This is a genomic window from Variovorax sp. 20P10.2.4 (genome assembly GCF_058244205.1).
In genome coordinates, this window is the sequence record NZ_JBZAYE010000117.1 from 1 (window position 1) to 16,107 (window position 16,107).

General features: G+C 69.8%; 14 protein-coding genes. 2 read left to right on the forward strand and 12 right to left on the reverse strand.

Features of this window, described 5'->3' with window-relative positions; genetic code table 11:
- The 9 genes from AC27VN_RS13925 to AC27VN_RS13965 form a co-directional block, all read right to left on the reverse strand.
- On the reverse strand, window positions 1-1,019 hold a 1,019-nt coding region (locus AC27VN_RS13925), incomplete at its 3' end, for an NADH:flavin oxidoreductase/NADH oxidase (protein ID WP_490876908.1).
- A gap of 7 nt (window positions 1,020-1,026) precedes the next feature.
- Window positions 1,027-1,947 (reverse strand): DMT family transporter, encoded by a 921-nt coding sequence (locus AC27VN_RS13930; protein ID WP_256222733.1) that lies wholly within the window; start codon window positions 1,945-1,947, stop codon window positions 1,027-1,029.
- Between the two features lies 1 nt (window position 1,948).
- Entirely contained in the window at window positions 1,949-2,926 is a 978-nt protein-coding gene (locus AC27VN_RS13935) for an MBL fold metallo-hydrolase (protein ID WP_203202902.1), read from the reverse strand.
- 32 nt (window positions 2,927-2,958) lie between these two features.
- Window positions 2,959-3,669, reverse strand: a complete 711-nt coding sequence (locus AC27VN_RS13940) for an ABC transporter ATP-binding protein (protein WP_093347870.1) — start codon at window positions 3,667-3,669, stop codon at window positions 2,959-2,961.
- Window positions 3,670-3,689: 20 nt separating this feature from the next.
- On the reverse strand, window positions 3,690-5,486 hold the full coding sequence (locus AC27VN_RS13945; protein ID WP_490876909.1) for a branched-chain amino acid ABC transporter ATP-binding protein/permease: 1,797 nt from the start codon (window positions 5,484-5,486) through the stop codon (window positions 3,690-3,692).
- Window positions 5,483-6,406 carry a branched-chain amino acid ABC transporter permease gene (locus AC27VN_RS13950; protein WP_057590834.1) on the reverse strand — a complete coding sequence of 308 codons (924 nt, stop codon included), beginning with the start codon at window positions 6,404-6,406 and terminating at the stop codon, window positions 5,483-5,485. The genes AC27VN_RS13945 and AC27VN_RS13950 overlap by 4 nt, the downstream gene beginning before the upstream one ends.
- A gap of 69 nt (window positions 6,407-6,475) precedes the next feature.
- A complete protein-coding gene (locus AC27VN_RS13955) occupies window positions 6,476-7,675 on the reverse strand; it encodes an ABC transporter substrate-binding protein (protein WP_093347876.1) in 1,200 nt (399 codons plus the stop codon).
- Window positions 7,676-7,728: 53 nt separating this feature from the next.
- A complete protein-coding gene (locus AC27VN_RS13960; RefSeq protein ID WP_093347879.1) occupies window positions 7,729-8,505 on the reverse strand; it encodes an SDR family NAD(P)-dependent oxidoreductase in 777 nt (258 codons plus the stop codon).
- Window positions 8,506-8,552: 47 nt separating this feature from the next.
- Window positions 8,553-10,310, reverse strand: a complete 1,758-nt coding sequence (locus AC27VN_RS13965; RefSeq protein ID WP_490876910.1) for an FAD-dependent oxidoreductase — start codon at window positions 10,308-10,310, stop codon at window positions 8,553-8,555.
- 185 nt (window positions 10,311-10,495) lie between these two features.
- On the opposite strand from AC27VN_RS13965, the gene AC27VN_RS13970 reads away from it, so the two are divergent.
- The gene (locus tag AC27VN_RS13970) at window positions 10,496-11,302 is read left to right on the forward strand and encodes an IclR family transcriptional regulator (RefSeq protein ID WP_093347885.1); all 807 of its coding nucleotides are present in this window, start codon (window positions 10,496-10,498) and stop codon (window positions 11,300-11,302) included.
- 573 nt (window positions 11,303-11,875) lie between these two features.
- Window positions 11,876-12,826 carry a universal stress protein gene (locus tag AC27VN_RS13975; protein ID WP_490876911.1) on the forward strand — a complete coding sequence of 317 codons (951 nt, stop codon included), beginning with the start codon at window positions 11,876-11,878 and terminating at the stop codon, window positions 12,824-12,826.
- Window positions 12,827-12,832: 6 nt separating this feature from the next.
- Here AC27VN_RS13975 and AC27VN_RS13980 read toward each other — a convergent pair whose 3' ends face one another.
- From AC27VN_RS13980 to AC27VN_RS13990, 3 genes are all read right to left on the reverse strand, one after another.
- Window positions 12,833-13,579 carry a lysophospholipid acyltransferase family protein gene (locus AC27VN_RS13980; RefSeq protein WP_208508680.1) on the reverse strand — a complete coding sequence of 249 codons (747 nt, stop codon included), beginning with the start codon at window positions 13,577-13,579 and terminating at the stop codon, window positions 12,833-12,835.
- Window positions 13,580-13,635: 56 nt separating this feature from the next.
- Window positions 13,636-14,922 (reverse strand): dihydroorotase, encoded by a 1,287-nt coding sequence (locus tag AC27VN_RS13985; RefSeq protein WP_490876912.1) that lies wholly within the window; start codon window positions 14,920-14,922, stop codon window positions 13,636-13,638.
- 139 nt (window positions 14,923-15,061) lie between these two features.
- Window positions 15,062-16,024 carry an aspartate carbamoyltransferase catalytic subunit gene (locus AC27VN_RS13990; protein ID WP_208508678.1) on the reverse strand — a complete coding sequence of 321 codons (963 nt, stop codon included), beginning with the start codon at window positions 16,022-16,024 and terminating at the stop codon, window positions 15,062-15,064.
- Window positions 16,025-16,107: the final 83 nt, after the last annotated feature.

Below are 16,107 nucleotides of genomic sequence, written 5' to 3' on the forward strand. Positions count from 1 at the left end.
TCGAACAGCGCCTCGCGGCCCAGCGCGACCAGGTCGGCATCGCCGGCGGCGAGCACGGCCTCGGCCTGGCGCGCGTCGACGATCATTCCCACGGCCTGCGTGGTCACGCCGGCCTCGCGCCGGATGCGCGCCGAGAACGGCACCTGGAAGCCCAGGCCGCGCGGCACGGGCAAGGCACGCGTCTCCTCGGTGAGGCCGCCCGAGGAGCAGTCGATGACGTCGACGCCGCAGTCACCGAGCGCGCGCGACAGCACCACCGAGTCGTCGAGACTCCAGCCGTCGAGCGTGCCGTCGACCGCCGACAGGCGGCAGAACAGCGGCTTGTGCTCGGGCCAGGCGGCGCGCACGCGGCGCGCGATCTCGAGCGCGAGCGCCATGCGCTTGTCGCGGCTGCCGCCATAGGCGTCGTCGCGCCGGTTGGCATTGGGCGAGAGAAAACTCGCGACCAGGTAGCCATGGCCGAAGTGCAGCTCGACCACGTCGAAGCCCGCTTCGTCGGCGCGCCGCGCGGCATCGACGAAGCGTTGCACCACGGCCTCGATCTCGTCGAGGCCGAGCGCGCGCGGGGCCGACCAGCCCGGGCCGGCCGCGAGCGGGCTCGGGCCCAGGCGCTCCCAGGGCTCCTCGTCGGCGGCCATGGTCTGCGCGCTCAAGGCCGCGCCGCCTTCCCACAGCGGCTCGCTGCCCGACTTGCGGCCCGCATGCGCGAGCTGCACGCCGATGGCGCCGCCCTGCGCGTGCACGAAATCGACCACGGCCTTGAGCGGCGCGACCTGGCTGTCCTTCCACAGGCCGAGGTCGGCGGTGCCGATGCGCCCGCGCGGATCGACCGCGGTGCTCTCGGTGAGGATCAGCGCGGCGCCGCCGAGCGCGAACTTGCCCAGGTGCACCAGGTGCCAGGGCGTGGCATGGCCGCGCTCGGCCGCGTGCTGGCACATGGGCGAGATCACGACGCGGTTGGACAGCTCGAGTCCGCGCAGGCGCAGCGGCTGGAACAGCAGGGGAAGCGGATCGGACATGGATGACTCAGGAAGAAGGCCTGGCCGGCCGCGTGCCGAGCCAGGTGCCGCCCATCACGGCGGCGAAGCCGAACAGGTGCCAGACGGTCAGCGTCTCGCCCAGCAGCAGCGCCGCGAAGCCGACGCCGAACACCGGCACCCAGTAGAGGAACACGGCGGTGCGCGCGATGCCGATGACGGAGATCGACCGGTTCCAGATCAGGTTGCCGGCCGCGGTGGCGGCCACGCCCGAGAACAGCACCAGCACCCAGGGCCACGCACCCGGAAAGAGTTGCGCCGCGCCCAGCGGAGAGGGCCCGAGCGCGGCATGCACGATCAGCATCGCGGTGCCGATCAGGTAGATGACCCAGCTCATCGACAGCGGATCGAGCTGCCGCGCGAGCCGCTGCACGCCGACGCCGCCGACCGCGAAGCTGATGACCGACAGCGCGAGCATCAGGTCGCCGAGGCCGGCATGCGAGAGCGTGGCGCCCGGATGGCTCAGCACCACGGCCGCCACGCCCGCGAAGCCCAGCGCCACGCCGAGCAGGCGGCGCGGCGTGAGCGGCTCGCGGAACACCAGCGCGGCCATCAGCGCCGACACCAGCGGGCTCAGCGCCATGATCAGCGCGCCGTTGGTGGCGGTGGAGCGCTGCAGCCCGTGCGCGAACAGGATCTGGTTGGCGTACACCATGAGGAAGGCGCAGCCGGCCATCGCGGCCAGCTGGCGCGCCCCGAGCAGCGGCAGCCCGCCGCGCCGCCACAGCACGACGGCGCTGAGCGCGACGCAGGCCACCGCCATGCGCAGCGCCGCCAGCGGCAGCGCCTCGAAGGAGGCGGTGAGCGCCTTCACGGCCGAGACGTTGACGCCCCACAGCACCATGGCCAGCAGCATCCAGCCCTGCACCGAGGCCGGCGTGGCGACCGGCGCGGCCGCGCTGCGCTTCACCTCAGCTTTCCAGCGCGTTCCACATCTCGATGTCGCGCTCGGCGGTCCAGATGCGCGGATGCACGTGGCCGGTGGCCTCGTCGTAGGCGCGCGTCACGTCGAAGGGCATGCAGTGGTCGAAGATCACCCAGTGGCCGTAGGTCGGGCGTAGCGCGGCCACGGTCTCCTTGTAGATGACGTTGAGCGTCTTGCCCTGCGCCACGCCGTTGTTGACCAGCGTGTAGACGTCGGAGATGAAGGCGCGCGTGGAGGCGATGGCCTTGCGCACGTCGGTGGCGTTCTCGAGCGCGGCGCCGCGGCCCGGCACCAGCTTCTCGAAGCCGAAGCCGGCCAGGCGGTCGAGCGTGGTGGGCCAGTCGCGGAAGTAGCAGTCGCCCGCGTAGGCGGTGCTCTGGTATTCGACCAGGTCGCCTGCGAAGCAGATCTTCTGGTCTTCCAGGTAGGCGATGGTGTCGCCCTTGGTGTGGCCGCGGCCGACCTGCGCGATCTTCACCTCGAGCTTCTTGCCGAGCCACACGCTCATGGTGCCGTCGAAGGTCATGGTGGGCCAGGTCAGGCCCGGCGGCACCGACTCGACGTTGCGGAACAGGCGCGGGAAGCGGCCGATCTCGCTGGCCTTGTCCTGCTCGCCACGCTCGACGATCAGGTCGTAGGTGTCGCGGCTGGCGATGATCTGCTCGGCGCCTTCCTTGAAATAGGCCGAGGCGCCGAGCACGCGCACCGCGTGGTAGTGCGACAGCAGCACGTACTTGATCGGCAGCGGCGTGACCTCGCGGATGCGGCGGATCACGTCCTGCGCCATCGCGGGCGTGGCCTGGGTGTCGACCACCATCACGGCCTCGTCGCCGATGAAGATGCCGGTGTTCGGGTCGCCCTCGGCCGTGTAGGCATAGGCGTTCTCCGAGAGGCGCGTGAACGAGACCTTCTTCTCCTCGAGGTCGGCCTGGCTGGCGAATTTCTTGGTGGCGGGTGCGGTCATTGGGTTTCCTTGGGAAGGGTTGGACGTTGGGGTCAGTGCGTGCCGAGGTAGGCCGACTTCACCTTGGGGTTGTCGAGCAGCTCGCGGCCGGAACCCTCGAGCGTGATGCAGCCGGTCTCGAGCACGTAGGCGCGGTCGGCCACGCCGAGCGCCTGCTTGGCCATCTGCTCCACCAGCAGGATGGTGAGGCCCGAGCTGCGCAGCTGGCGGATGGCATCGAAGATGTCCTTGATGATCAGCGGCGCGAGGCCCAGCGAGGGTTCGTCGAGCAGCAGCAGCCGCGGATCGCTCATGAGCGCGCGTGCAATGGCCAGCATCTGCTGCTCGCCGCCCGACAGGGTGCCCGCGGGCTGGTGCTGGCGTTCCTTCAGGCGCGGGAAGCGCGCGAACTCGCGTTCGATGGCGTTGTCGACGAAGGCCTTGTCGGCGCGGCGCGAGTAGGCGCCGAGCATCAGGTTTTCGCGCACGGTCTGGTCGGGGAACACGCCGCGACCCTCGGGCGACAGCGCCACGCCCAGGCCCACGCGCTGGTGCGGCGGCACCTGCGTGCAGTCCTTGCCGTCGATCAGCACGCGGCCCTGGGCCACGGGCTCGAGGCCGACGATGCTCTTGAGCAGGGTGCTCTTGCCGGCGCCGTTGGCGCCGATGATGGTGACGACCTCGCCCGCGCGCACTTCGAGGCTCACGCCCTTGACGGCCTCGATGGCGCCGTACGAGACCTTCACCGATTCGATCTTCAACATGATGGTGGGGGTCCTTTCGCTCAGGCGGGCTGCGGCTGCAGGCCGTGCGGCGCGTGATCGGCCTCGTCGTCGACGCCCAGGTAGGCCTCGACCACGCGCGGATTGGCCTGCACCTCGGCCGGCCGGCCCTCGGCGATCTTGATGCCGTAGTCGAGCACGATGACGTGGTCCGAGATCGACATCACCAGGTCCATGTGGTGCTCGACCATCAGGATCGAGACGCCGCACTTGCCGATGCGCAGCAGCAGTTCGCCGAGCTCGGCGGTCTCCTGCGGATTGAGGCCGGCCGCCGGTTCGTCGAGCAGCAGCAGCTGCGGCTCGGTGGCCAGCGCGCGCGCCAGCTCCACGCGCCGCTGCAGGCCGTAGGGCAGGCTGCCCGCGGGCCAGTGCGCGAGGTGGCCGAGGCCGACCAGGTCGAGCAGCTGCAGCGCGCGCTCGCGCGTCTCGCGTTCCTGCTTGCCGGCCGTGGGCCAGGCCAGCAGCGAGGACAGGAAACCGTTGCTCATGCGGCTGTGCCGGCCCAGCATCACGTTGTCGAGCACCGAGAGCTCGGCGAAAAGCCGCAGGTTCTGGAAGGTGCGGCCCATGCCGAGGCAGCAGATGGTGTGCGCGGGCCGGCCCACGATGTTCTCGCCGAGGAAGCGGATCGCGCCGGCATCGGGCTGGATCACGCCCGTGAGCATGTTGATCATGGTGCTCTTGCCCGCGCCGTTGGGCCCGATCAGCGCATGGATGTGGCCGCGCTGCAGGCTGAACGACACGTCCTGCGCCGGCTTCACGCCGCCATAGGACTTGGTCACGCCCTGCACCACCAGCAGCTCGCCCTCGCCGCCCGGGCCGATCTGCCCCGGCACGCCCTGGCCGCCGGCGCCCTCGCCGCGGTGGCGCGAGCGGCTCACCCACTTGTCGACCAGCCCCACCACGCCGCCGGGCATGACGTAGAGCGCGAACAGCAGCAGGAAGCCGTAGAGGAAATGCTGCGCCGAGGGCCAGCGTGCGAGCAGCGCGTCGGTCAGCGTGAGCAGCACCGCGCCCACGATCGGTCCGTACATCGAGCCCGCCCCGCCGAACAGCACCAGCAGCAGGATGAAGATCGACAGGTGGAAGGTGATGAAGTCGGAGTTGATGTACTGGTTCTGTTGCGCCACCAGCGCGCCCGCGATGCCGCAGGTGACGGCCGCGACCACGAAGGCCATGACCTTGGCGCGGTAGACGCGCACGCCCACCGACGAGGAGGCGATCTCGTCGGCCTGCAGCGACAGCAGCGCGCGGCCGAAGCGGCCCTGCAGCAGGTTGCGCAGCAGCAGGTGCAGCGCGGCGCTCAGCACGATGCCCAGCACCACCCATTGCGTGGTGTCGAGCGGCGCGCCCTTCCAGGTCAACGGGCGGATGCCGTAGATGCCCTGCGCGCCGCCGAACACATCGGTCCATTCGCCGACCAGCTTCTCGACCACGATGCCGAAGGCCAGCGTGACCATCGCGAGGTAGGGGCCCTTCACGCGCAGCGAGGGCAGTGCGATCAGCACGCCGCACAGGCCCGAGATCACGGCCGCGAGCAGCAGCGCGAGCCAGGGGTCCATGTCGGTGCGCGAGGTCAGCAGCGCGACGCCGTAGGCGCCGGCCGCGAACAGGCCGGCCTGGCCCAGCGATTTCTGCCCCGCGTAGCCGACCAGCACGTTCATGCCGGCCGCGCACAGGTAGTAGACGCACATCATGAAGGCGATGCGCAGGTAGTAGTCGTTGCCGAACAGCGAGACGATGCCGATCAGCGCCGCGGCGACCGCGACCACGGCCAGGGGATGGACCAGGCGCTTCATACCTTCTCCACCGCGCGGCTGCCGAACAGGCCCGTGGGCCGGAAGGCCAGCACCAGGATCACCAGCGCGAACACCGCCACCTCGCGCCACTGCGCCTGCCAGAGATTGACCATCGACTCGAGCACGCCGAGCAGGAAGCCGCCGATGACGCAGCCGCGCGGATTGCTGAGGCCGCCGATCATCGCGCCCGAGAAGCCCTTGAGGCCGACGGTGAGCCCCATGAACAGCGAGGCCTGCGCGATCGGCGCGAGCAGGAAGCCCGACAGGCCCGCCAGCGCCGAGCTGACGACGAAGGCGCCGATCATCATGGCGTTGGTGTTGATGCCCATGAGGCTGGCCACGTTGCCGTTCTGCGCCACCGCGCGCATGGCCTTGCCGACCATGGTGCGGTTCATCACGCGGTCGAAGCCGAACATCACGACCACGGCCACGCCCAGGGTCAGCAGCTCCTGCGGCCGCACGCCGACGCCGAACATGCGGATCACGGTGTCGCCCACGGGCGCGGGCACCACCACCGGCTTCGGGCCCCAGATCGCGAGCCCCACGCTCTGCAGGATCACGCCGAAGCCCAGCGTGCTCATCACCCAGGCCATGCCGGGGCGGCCCGCGAACGGCCGCACGCCGAGCACGTAGAGCAGCCAGCCCAAGAGGCCCATCACGCCGAGCGCCGCCAGCAGCGCGAACAGCTGCGCGCCGGCGCCGGGCACGGCATCGCCGAAGGTGGTGGAGGCCAGCGGCTTGCCCAGGACCAGGAACAGGGCGCTCATGCCGATGAAGGCGCCGGCCGAGACGAACTCGCCGTGCGAGAAGTTCAGCGTCTTGGTGGTGGTGAACGTGATGCTGAATCCCAGTGCCACCAGCGCATAGGCACCGCCGACGGCGAGCCCGCTGATGAGCGCCTGCAGGAGCGCTTCAACCATGTGTGTATCTCCGTTGCGAGGCGAGGCCGGGCACCGCGCGGGCGCGCCGGCCTCGCTTCCTTTTTGCTCTTACTGCTTGAAGTCGGCCGGGTTCAGGCCCTGGATCAGCGCGTCGCTGTAGGGCAGCAGCTTGCCGTCCTTCCAGCGGATCCAGACCAGGTCCTTGGCGGTCAGCGCCTCGTGGTTGGTCTTGCTGAAGGGCTTCTCGTAGGTCTTGAGCACGCCCTGCACCGGGGTCTTGAGGTCTTCCAGCGCGGCGCGCACGGCGGCGCCGTCGGTGCCGTTGGCCTGCTTCATCGCCTGCGCGAGCAGCAGCACCGAGTCGTAGCCATGCAGCGCGAACGAGAACGAACCGGGCGCCTTGAGCTTGCTGCCGATGCGGTCGAAGAGTTTCTGCTGCGCGGGCGTGCGGGTCTCGCTCACGGTGCGCATGAAGATCGGCTTCTCGGCCAGCGCCTTGCCGGCCGCGTCGTAGAAGGTGATGTTGTCGGCGGCCCAGGAGGTCAGCGTCAGCGGGAAGTAGTTGATCTTCTCCATGCTGCGCACCAGCTGCGCGATCGGCGTGCCCTGCGCCCACACCACCACGGTGTCGACGTTGGCGGCCTTCATCTTCGACAGCTGCGAGGTCATGTCGGTGTCGCCGACGCCGAAGCGCTCGGTGGCCGCGATCTTGATGTCCTGCAGCTTGGCGATCTCCTCCATGTCCTTGAGGCCGCCCTGGCCGTAGCCGGTGGTCTCGGCCATCAGGCCCACCACCTTCGAGGCGGCGGTGTTCTTCTTCACGTAGGCCATCAGCGCCGCGACCTGCTCGCGGTCGACCATCGAGACGCGGAACATGTAGTTGTCGGCGCCCGCGCTCATCGGCTTGGTGATGTCGGTGCCCGAGCCCACGTTGCCCAGCACCGGGATCTTCTTCTGGTTGGCGATGTGCTTCCAGGCCATGGCGTTGCCCGAATTGGTGGGGCCGAACACCGCCACCACCTTCTCGTTGTCGATCAGGTCGCTCATGTTCTGGATCGACTTGGGCGGTGCCGACACGTCGTCGCGCGTGACCAGCGTGAACTTGCGGCCGAGCACGCCGCCGGCGGCGTTGAGGTCGGCGATCGCGGCTTCCATGCCGAGCACCGCGGCCTGGCCGCTCTGCGCCGAGGGCGAGGCCGAGAGGTCGCCGTTGTAGCCGAGCTTGATGTCCTGCGCCGAGGCACCGGCGGCGAACGCGCAGAAGGCGGCGCTCGCGAGCAAGGTCTTGTACAGACGGAAGGTCTTCATTCTTTGTCTCCTGGAGGATTGACGGTCGGGAAAGCGAAAAAGCGGCGGAAGGCTCAGACCGCGAGGAAGCCGCCGTCCACCGGCAGGGTGATGCCGGTGACGTAGCGCGACATGTCGCTCGCGAGGAAGATCACCGGGCCCACGAGGTCCTCGGTCTGGCCGACGCGGCCCATCGGGATGCGCGTCATGAAGGATTCGAGGCGCTGCGGGTTCTCGCGCGTGGCGGCGGTCATCGGCGTCTCGATCACGCCGGGCGCGAGCGCGTTGACGCGCACGCCGAAGGGCGCGAGCTCCTGCGCGAGCGACTGCGTGAACATCTTGATCGCGCCCTTCGAGGGCGAATAGCCGAGGCTCGCGCCCTGCCCCGCATAGGCGGCGATCGAGGCGATGTTGATCACCGCGCCCTTCGTGGCCTTGATCGCGCCGAGCCAGGCATGGGTGACGTTGAAGGTGCCGTGCACGTTGACGTCGAGCGTCTTCTTCCAGTTGGCCGCGGCATTGGGGCTGGCCGTGCCCTCGCGGATGATGATGCCGGCGTTGTTCACCAGCAGGTCGATGGCGCCGATCTCGTCGCCCACGCGAACCGCCAGCGCATGGCAGGCCTCGGGCGAGGTCACGTCGAGCACGAAGGACCAGGCCTGGCCGCCTTCGTCGCGCACCAGCTGCGCGGTCTCGCCCACGGTGGCCTCGTTCATGTCGGTGACGACGACGCGCGCGCCGGCCTGCGCCAGGCCCAGCGCGAGCGCGCGGCCGTTGCCCTGGCCGGCGCCTGTGATCAGCGCAAGGCGGCCTTCGAGCAGGCGCGGCGCGACGTGGGGAGGAAAGGCCATCGGGAGGGTTCCTTCTGATGAATGAGCTTGGTTGAAGGGAAGAGGTCTCAGGCGGTGCGGCGCACGGGCACGGCCTCGCGCTGTTCGACCTGCAACGCGGCGGCGACCGTGGCGCCCTGCGCCACCTGCAGGCCCGCGACGTAGCCGAAGGTCAGCGCCGGGCCGAGCGTGATGCCGGCGCCCGGGTAGTTGCCGCCCATCACGCTGGCCGCGTCGTTGCCAACCGCGTAGAGGCCCTTGATCGGCTGGCGGTTGACGTCGAGCACGCGGGTCTTCTCGTCGACCACCAGGCCGGCGAAGGTGCCGATGTCGCCGACCACGAGCTTGATCGCGTAGTAGGGGCCGTGCTCCAGCGGCGCCACGCAGGGGTTGGGCGTGACGTTGGCGTCGCCCTGGTAGCGGTTGTAGGCCTTGCTGCCCTTGCCGAACAGCGGATCGTCGCCGGTGCGCGCGCTGTCGTTGAATTCCTTCACCGTGGCCTCGAGCACCGCGGGCGCGATGCCGATCTGCTTCGCGAGCTCGCCGATGCTGGCGCCGTGCTTGAGGTAGCCGCTCTTGAGGTGCCGGCCGATCGGCAGCGGCGCCGGCGCCACGCAGCCCAGGCCGTAGTCGCGCAGCGCCTTGTGGTCGCACAGCAGCCAGGCCGTGACCTCGGGCTCGCCGGCGCAGGCCTTGACCATCGCCTGCACGAAGTCGTGGTACGAGTTGCCCTCGTTGGCGAAGCGCTTGCCCTTGGGCGTGACCGCGATCACGCCGGGCTTGGCGCGGTCGATGAAGTGCGGCATCACGCCCTTGGTGCCGTCGGGCCGCGTGGTGACCGAGGCCGGCACCCAGGCTGCGGCATGCGGGATGGTGCCGTCGACGCGGCCGCCCACGGCTTCGGCCAGCCGCAGGCCGTCGCCGGTGTTGGTGGAAGGCGATGGCGAGTAGTGCTCCTTGCCGGTGGGCGCATGCGGAAACAGTTGCTTGCGGCGCTCCACGTCATAAGGAAAACCACCGCAGGCCAGCACCACACCGCGCTTGGCCACCACGCGCACGCTCTTGCCCTCGTGCTGCACCACCGCGCCCGACACGCCGTCGTACTCGACCACGAGCTTCTTCACGGGCGAGGAGAGCCACACGGGAATGTTCTGGTCCATCGCGGCCTTGGCGAGCCGGCCCGCGAGCGCGTTGCCGTTGGTCAGGGTCATGCCGCGGCCATGGCGCAGCACGTCGAGGAAGTGCCGGCTCAGTCGCTTGGTCACGTACCAGAACGAGGTCGGCGACTTGAAGGCCCGCATGAAGTGTTTGATCTCGGGGCCCGAGCCCAACATCATCCCGAACACCGTGAGCTCGGGCAGCGGCGGCGCGAGCTGCTTGATGCGCGGACCGAGCTCGCGGCCGTCGAAGGGACGCGTGACCATCGAGCGCCCGCCCGGCTGGCCGCCGGGCGCCTCGGCGTGGTAGTCGGGGAACACCGGCGGCATGTCGAACTGCACGCAGGTGTTGCGCGTGAAGAAGTCGATCGCCTTCGGGCCCATCTCGAGGAAGGCGCTCACGCGCGCCGCGTCGAAGTGGGTGGTGGTCTCGTGCTTCATGTAGTCGAGCGCGGCGCCGGCCGGCTCGTGGATGCCCTGCTCCGTGGCCAGGCGCGTGCCCGGAATCCACAGCCAGCCGCCCGAACGCGCGGTGGTGCCGCCGAAGCGCGGTTCCTTCTCGACCACCAGCACCTTCAAACCCTGCGACGCCGCCGTGATCGCGGTCGCCATGCCCGAGGCGCCGCTGCCGACGACGAGCACATCGCATTCCAACGTGTTCTGTTCCATCTCTGCCTGTCTGCCTTGTTTCTGTAGGACTTAAGTTGCCGCGAAGTTTAGGCAGCGACATTGATATGGTCAAGTCGTTTAGTTACTATCAGATGATCAGTCATCGTCGATTGAACACGACAATATCAGTAGAAACCCTGATGGCTATACTCGCCCCCACTCTCAACCCCCACGCCGGGCGCCCCATGGAAAAGCCGAGACGTGGCATCCAATCCGTCGAAATAGGAACCCAGCTGCTCGTCGCCCTCGGGCGGCATGTCGCGCCCATGGCCTTGCGCGACCTCGGCAAGGCCGCCGGCGTGCCGGTGGGCAAGGCCCATCCGTACCTGGTGAGCTTTCTCAAGGTCGGCTTCGTGGTGCAGGACAGCGCGGGCCGCTACGAGCTGGGCCCGCTGGCGCTGCAGCTCGGGCTGGCCAAGCTGCAGCGGCTCGATCCGATCAAGGAGGCCTCGCCGCTGATCGAGGCGCTGGCCTCGGAAACCGAGCAGAGCATCGCGGTCGCGGTCTGGGGCAACTTCGGGCCGACCGTGGTGCGGCTCGAGGAACCGATCCATCCGCTGCACGTGAACCTGCGCACCGGCACCGTGATGTCGCTGGCCTACACGGCCACGGGCCGGCTGTTCGCGGCCTACCTGCCGCCCAAGGTGGTCGAGAAGATGATGGTGGACGATCTCGCGCGCCTGCGCGGCCCGGCCGGCGGCCGCGGCACCGAGGAGCTGTCGCAGTCGCAGCTCGAGGCGCTGCTGGTGGAGACGCGCATGCACGGCATGTCGCGCACGCTGGGCCAGCCGATCCCGGGCATCGACGCCTTCTGCGCGCCGGTGTTCGACTCGACCCACAACATCGTGCTGGGCATCACCGCGATGGGCCCCGAGGCCACCTTCGACAGCGACTGGGAAGGCCGCGTGGCGGTGCCGCTGCGCGCCTGCGCGCTCGAGATCTCGCGCCGGCTCGGCTACGTGCCGCCCGAGGCGCCTGCAGCACGCGGCTGAAGATGTAGGCACCTGCCCACGCACGGTGCCTCGGTTCTCTTGCAATGCGCGGCCCTCTCCGCGTGTGAATCTGCAAGCCATTCACAACACAGGAGAACCTTCATGAAAAGCCTCATCCTCTGGGCCTGCGGCGTGCCGATCACCGTGATCATCGGTCTCAAGATCTTCGGGATTCTCTGACCCGCGCTCGTCTCTTTTACGTTTGCTCTTCCTCTACTCCTCCGGTGCCTCGTGCACCGATGCGCGTCCCTCGGGGCGCGCTTTTTTTTGGCGTGCATGGCGCCCCTTCAATCCGGCAAAGGCCGTGCGGGTACTGAGCGGGTGCCGGCCGCATCCGGCCTAGACTCCGCCGCATGCATGCTCACTCGCTGTTCCACACCCAGGCGTTCCGCTTCGGCGGCTGCACGCTGGCGCGTGCGTGGATGACGGCGGCGGCTCGGCCAACGCCCGCACATTCCTGAGCCCGGCGGTCCACCTCCTTCCCTTCACCTTCAACGCAGACCATCGACCGCCGGGCCCTCGCCCTGCGTGACTGCGCCCCGTCATCAGGGGCGCGTTCGAATGGAGTGCGTCATGCATCACCCCCAGGTTCAGCGGGAGCACGTGCGTCCCGACGGCAACGCCGCTTCCGGCACGCCTTGCTTTCAATCCATCCTTGCCCTCACCGATCTGTCGGCACGCAGCCAGCACGCTGTCGAACGGGCCGCCCGGCTCGCGGCGGACCACGGCGCGCTGCTCAAGCTCATGTACGCGCCCGCGAGCCTCGCACCGCTGGCGCACGCCGAAGCGGCCGCCGCGCTCGCGGCCCTGGCCCGCGCCATGGCCGCGCGCTTCGATGTGCTGGTCAAGCAGGTGGCGATATCGAGCGGCGGCCTCGCGCAGATCGTGGATGAAGCGCGCCACGCCGACCTCGTGGTGCTGCGGCACGAGCGCGACCGTTCGCCCGGCGCCTTCTTCACGGGCCAGCCCGTGGAGCGCCTGCTGCGGCAACTGCGCTGCCCGGTGCTCGTGACGCGGCTGGCCGCGCGGCCACGCTACGGCCGCATCCTGGTGGCCGTGGACTTCACGCCCGCATCGCACGAACTCGTGAGCCTGGCCCATGGCCTCGACGCCGACGCCGCGCTCGAGCTGTTCCATGCGCTCAACACGATGCACGAAAGCAAGCTGCGCTATGCCGAGGTCTCGGACCACGCCATCAGGACCTACCGCCACGACTGCCAGCGGCAGGCGCGCGAGCGGCTGTTCTCGCTGACCGATTCATCGAGCGCGCGGCGCAACCGCGTGCTGTCGACCATCGGCCGCGGCGACCCGGCGCGGCAGGCCACGGTGCAGCAGCAGCACGCACGCGCCGAGTTGCTCGTGGTCGGCAAGCGGCGCGCCCATCCGCTGGCCGATTTCTTCTTCGGCAGCGTCGCGCAGCGCGTGCTGTGCTGGGCCACGGGCGACGTGCTGGTGGTGCCCACAGATCGGCGCGGCTACAACCCGTCGGCCGTCATGCCGCGGACGCTGCAGGCGGCTCGCTGAACCCGCTCAGTGCGTGTCGCGACGCAGTTGCTGCACGTCCTCGTGCAGCGTCTGCGCCCAGGTGCGGCGCTCGCGGCTGTACGAGGACTGCGGCTCGCCGAAGCGCACGATGGCCAAGAGCGGCGGCGCGCGCAGCGTGTTCCACAGCGAGGTGGCGAGGTTGTCGTCGTCGATGTAGCGCGGCGCCTGGCTGGTCTCGCCGGTGGCGGCATCGGCGAAGCGCAGCGCGGCCGGCACCACGGGCGCGCCCGAGGAGATCGCGGCCTGCAGCAGGTTGGCGTGGAACGGCAGCAGGCCGCGACCGTCGCTGGTGGTGCCCTCGGGGAACACCGCGATCATGTCGCCGTTGCGCAGCGCGTCGGTCATGTGGTGCACCACGCGCAGCGCGTCGCGGCGGCGTTCGCGCTCGATGTAGAGCGTGCCCGCGCCGCTCGACAGCGTACCGATCAGCGGCCAGTGCTTGACGTCGGACTTCGACACGAAGCGCACGTGGCGCGCCGCGTGGATCACCGTGATGTCGAGCCACGAGAGGTGGTTGCAGATCAGCAGCACCGGCCCGTGCGCGGGCGGCGTGCCCTGCACGCGCAGGGTGATGCCCATGATCTCGAGCATGCGCGCGGCCCAGGCCTGCACGCGCGCGTTGCGCTCGGCCTGGTCGAGGCCCGGGAAGGTGAAGCGGATGGTCCACCAGCCGGCGACGGCATGCGCGATCGCATGCAGCAGCCGGCGCAGTGCCTTGAGTGAATGCAGCATCGGCCCGACCGCCTTCTTCCTGTTGTTGTTGTCGTCGTCGCGCGCCGGAACGCGGCTCAGCCGTGCACCACGCGCCCGGCCACGAGGGTGTGGCGCGCGCGGCCCTGCATGGCATAGCCGCCGAACGGCGTGTACTTGCCCTGGCTGCGCAGCGCCTCGGGCGTGACCTGCCATTCGAGGGACGGATCGAAGACGCACAGGTCGGCCGGCCCGCCGACGGCGAGGCGACCGATGCCGGCACAGGCTTCGGTCGCGGGCAGCAGCCGCGCGGGCGCGCTCGTGATCGCCTCGAGCGCGCGCACGAGGCCCGCGCCGCTGCGCTCGCCCCATTGCAGCGCCAGCGGCAGCAGCAGCTCGAGGCCGGTGGCGCCGGGCTCGCTCTCGGCGAACGGCAGGTTCTTGGCATCGGCTTCGACCGGCGTGTGGTCGGACACCAGCGCGTCGATGGTGCCGTCGGCCAGCGCGGCCGAGAGCGCGTCGCGGTCGCCCTGCTGGCGCAGCGGCGGGCTCAGGCGCGCGCGGCTGTCGAAGTAGCCGATGTCGGTGTCGGCCAGGTGCAGCGAGTTGATGCTGACGTCGCAGCTCAGCGGCAGGCCCTCGGCCTTGGCGGCGCGAACCAGCGCGAGCCCCGCGGCGCTCGAGAGGCGGCACAGGTGCACGCGCGCCTTGGTGCTGCGCATCAGCTCGACGATGGTGAAGATCGCGATGGTCTCGGCCGCCACCGGCACGCCCGAGAGGCCGAGCCGGGTGGCGAGCGCGCCGCTGGCGGCCACGCCCTTGCCGAGGTCGCGGTCCTGCGGGCGCAGCCACACGGTGTAGCCGAAGGTGCTCGCATAGAGCATCGCGCGCTGCAGCACCTGCGTATCGGCCAGCGGCACGTCGGCCTGGCTGAAGCCGACGCAGCCGCGCTCGGTGAGCTCGGCCATCTCGGTCAGCACGCCGCCGGCCAGGCCGCGCGTGAGGGCGCCGAGCGGGAACAGGCGCGCGCCCGGCAGCTTGCCGGCGCGGAAGGTCAGCATCTCGACCAGGCCGGGCTCGTCGAGCACGGGGTCGGTGTCGGGCGGGCACACCAGGCTGGTGACGCCGCCGGCCACGGCCGCGGCCATCTCGCTCTCGAGCATGCCCTCGTGCTCGTAGCCGGGCTCGCGCAGCCGCGCGGCGAGGTCGACCAGGCCGGGCGCGACGATGCAGCCGGTGGCGTCGAGGGTGCGCTCGGCCTTGAAGCCGGCGGGGATGCTGTTGCCGATGCCGGCGATCTTTCCGTCGGCGACGGCGATGTCGGCCGTCTCGTCGGCGCCCGATGCGGGGTCGACCACGCGGCCGTTGGTGATGTGGATGTTCATGCGTCTGTACGTCCGGTGACGGTCATGGCCTTGTCGGGAAACACCGTGGAACCGGCTTCGCCGGGCCACTGGTGTTGCCCCCGGTAGGGGGTTGGCGAAGCGACACGAAGTGCGCGAAGACTGGGGGCGAGCAACATGTCTATGCTTCGTTACCTGCCACGATGCTCATGACCGCCATCCGCACGGCGATGCCGAAGGTGACCTGCGGGAGGATGACGCTCTGCCGGCCATCGACCACGGCCGAGTCGATCTCGACGCCGCGGTTGATCGGGCCCGGGTGCATCACGATGGCGTCGGGCTTGGCGAGCTGCAGCTTCTCGGGCGTGAGGCCGTAGGTCTTGAAGAACTCCTGCGACGACGGCAGCATCGCGCCGCTCATGCGCTCGTTCTGCAGCCGCAGCATGATGACCACGTCGCAGTCCTTGATGCCCTCCTCGAGCGTGTGGCACACGCGCACGCCCATGCCGGCCATGTCGCCGGGCACCAGGGTCTTGGGGCCGACCACGCGCACCTCGGCGCAGCCCAGCGTGGTGAGCGCGTGGATGTCGGAGCGCGCCACGCGCGAATGCACCACGTCGCCGACGATTGCCACCGTGAGGTTGGCGAAATCCTTCTTGTAGTGGCGGATGGTGTACATGTCGAGCAGCCCCTGCGTCGGGTGCGCGTGGCGGCCGTCGCCGGCGTTCACCACGTGCACGTGCGGCGCGACGTGCTGCGCGATCAGGTAGGGCGCGCCCGACTCGCTGTGGCGCACCACGAACAGGTCGGCCGCCATCGCGCTCAGGTTGGCGATGGTGTCGAGCAGCGACTCGCCCTTGCTCGCCGAGGAGCGCGCGATGTCGAGGTTGATGACGTCGGCCGACAGCCGCTTGGCCGCGATCTCGAAGGTGGTGCGGGTGCGCGTGCTGTTCTCGAAGAACAGGTTGAACACGCTCTTGCCGCGCAAGAGCGGCACCTTCTTCACTTCGCGGTCGCTCACGCTCGTGAAGTTGGCGGCGGTGTCGAGGATGTGGGTGAGGATGTCCCTGGGCAGGCCCTCGATCGACAGCAGGTGGATGAGCTCGCCGTTCTTGTTGAGCTGGGGATTGCGCTTGTAGAGCATGGCTTACTTGCTTTCCTCGACCTGGAGGCTGAAGGCGCCGTCGTCCGCGCGCGCCAGCGCCAGCGACTGCGAATGGGGCAGCG

What these genes read in the sequence shown, in the direction of transcription:
- AC27VN_RS13945 (WP_490876909.1), bottom strand. Translation starts at nt 5,486, where the DNA reads ATGAAGCGCCTGGTCCATCCCCTGGCCGTGGTCGCGGTCGCCGCGGCG.
- AC27VN_RS13970 (WP_093347885.1), top strand. Translation starts at nt 10,496, where the DNA reads ATGGAAAAGCCGAGACGTGGCATCCAATCCGTCGAAATAGGAACCCAG.
- AC27VN_RS13955 (WP_093347876.1), bottom strand. Translation starts at nt 7,675, where the DNA reads ATGAAGACCTTCCGTCTGTACAAGACCTTGCTCGCGAGCGCCGCCTTC.
- AC27VN_RS13940 (WP_093347870.1), bottom strand. Translation starts at nt 3,669, where the DNA reads ATGTTGAAGATCGAATCGGTGAAGGTCTCGTACGGCGCCATCGAGGCC.
- AC27VN_RS13990 (WP_208508678.1), bottom strand. Translation starts at nt 16,024, where the DNA reads ATGCTCTACAAGCGCAATCCCCAGCTCAACAAGAACGGCGAGCTCATC.
- AC27VN_RS13980 (WP_208508680.1), bottom strand. Translation starts at nt 13,579, where the DNA reads ATGCTGCATTCACTCAAGGCACTGCGCCGGCTGCTGCATGCGATCGCG.
- AC27VN_RS13985 (WP_490876912.1), bottom strand. Translation starts at nt 14,922, where the DNA reads ATGAACATCCACATCACCAACGGCCGCGTGGTCGACCCCGCATCGGGC.
- AC27VN_RS13950 (WP_057590834.1), bottom strand. Translation starts at nt 6,406, where the DNA reads ATGGTTGAAGCGCTCCTGCAGGCGCTCATCAGCGGGCTCGCCGTCGGC.
- AC27VN_RS13965 (WP_490876910.1), bottom strand. Translation starts at nt 10,310, where the DNA reads ATGGAACAGAACACGTTGGAATGCGATGTGCTCGTCGTCGGCAGCGGC.
- AC27VN_RS13960 (WP_093347879.1), bottom strand. Translation starts at nt 8,505, where the DNA reads ATGGCCTTTCCTCCCCACGTCGCGCCGCGCCTGCTCGAAGGCCGCCTT.
- AC27VN_RS13975 (WP_490876911.1), top strand. Translation starts at nt 11,876, where the DNA reads ATGCATCACCCCCAGGTTCAGCGGGAGCACGTGCGTCCCGACGGCAAC.
- AC27VN_RS13935 (WP_203202902.1), bottom strand. Translation starts at nt 2,926, where the DNA reads ATGACCGCACCCGCCACCAAGAAATTCGCCAGCCAGGCCGACCTCGAG.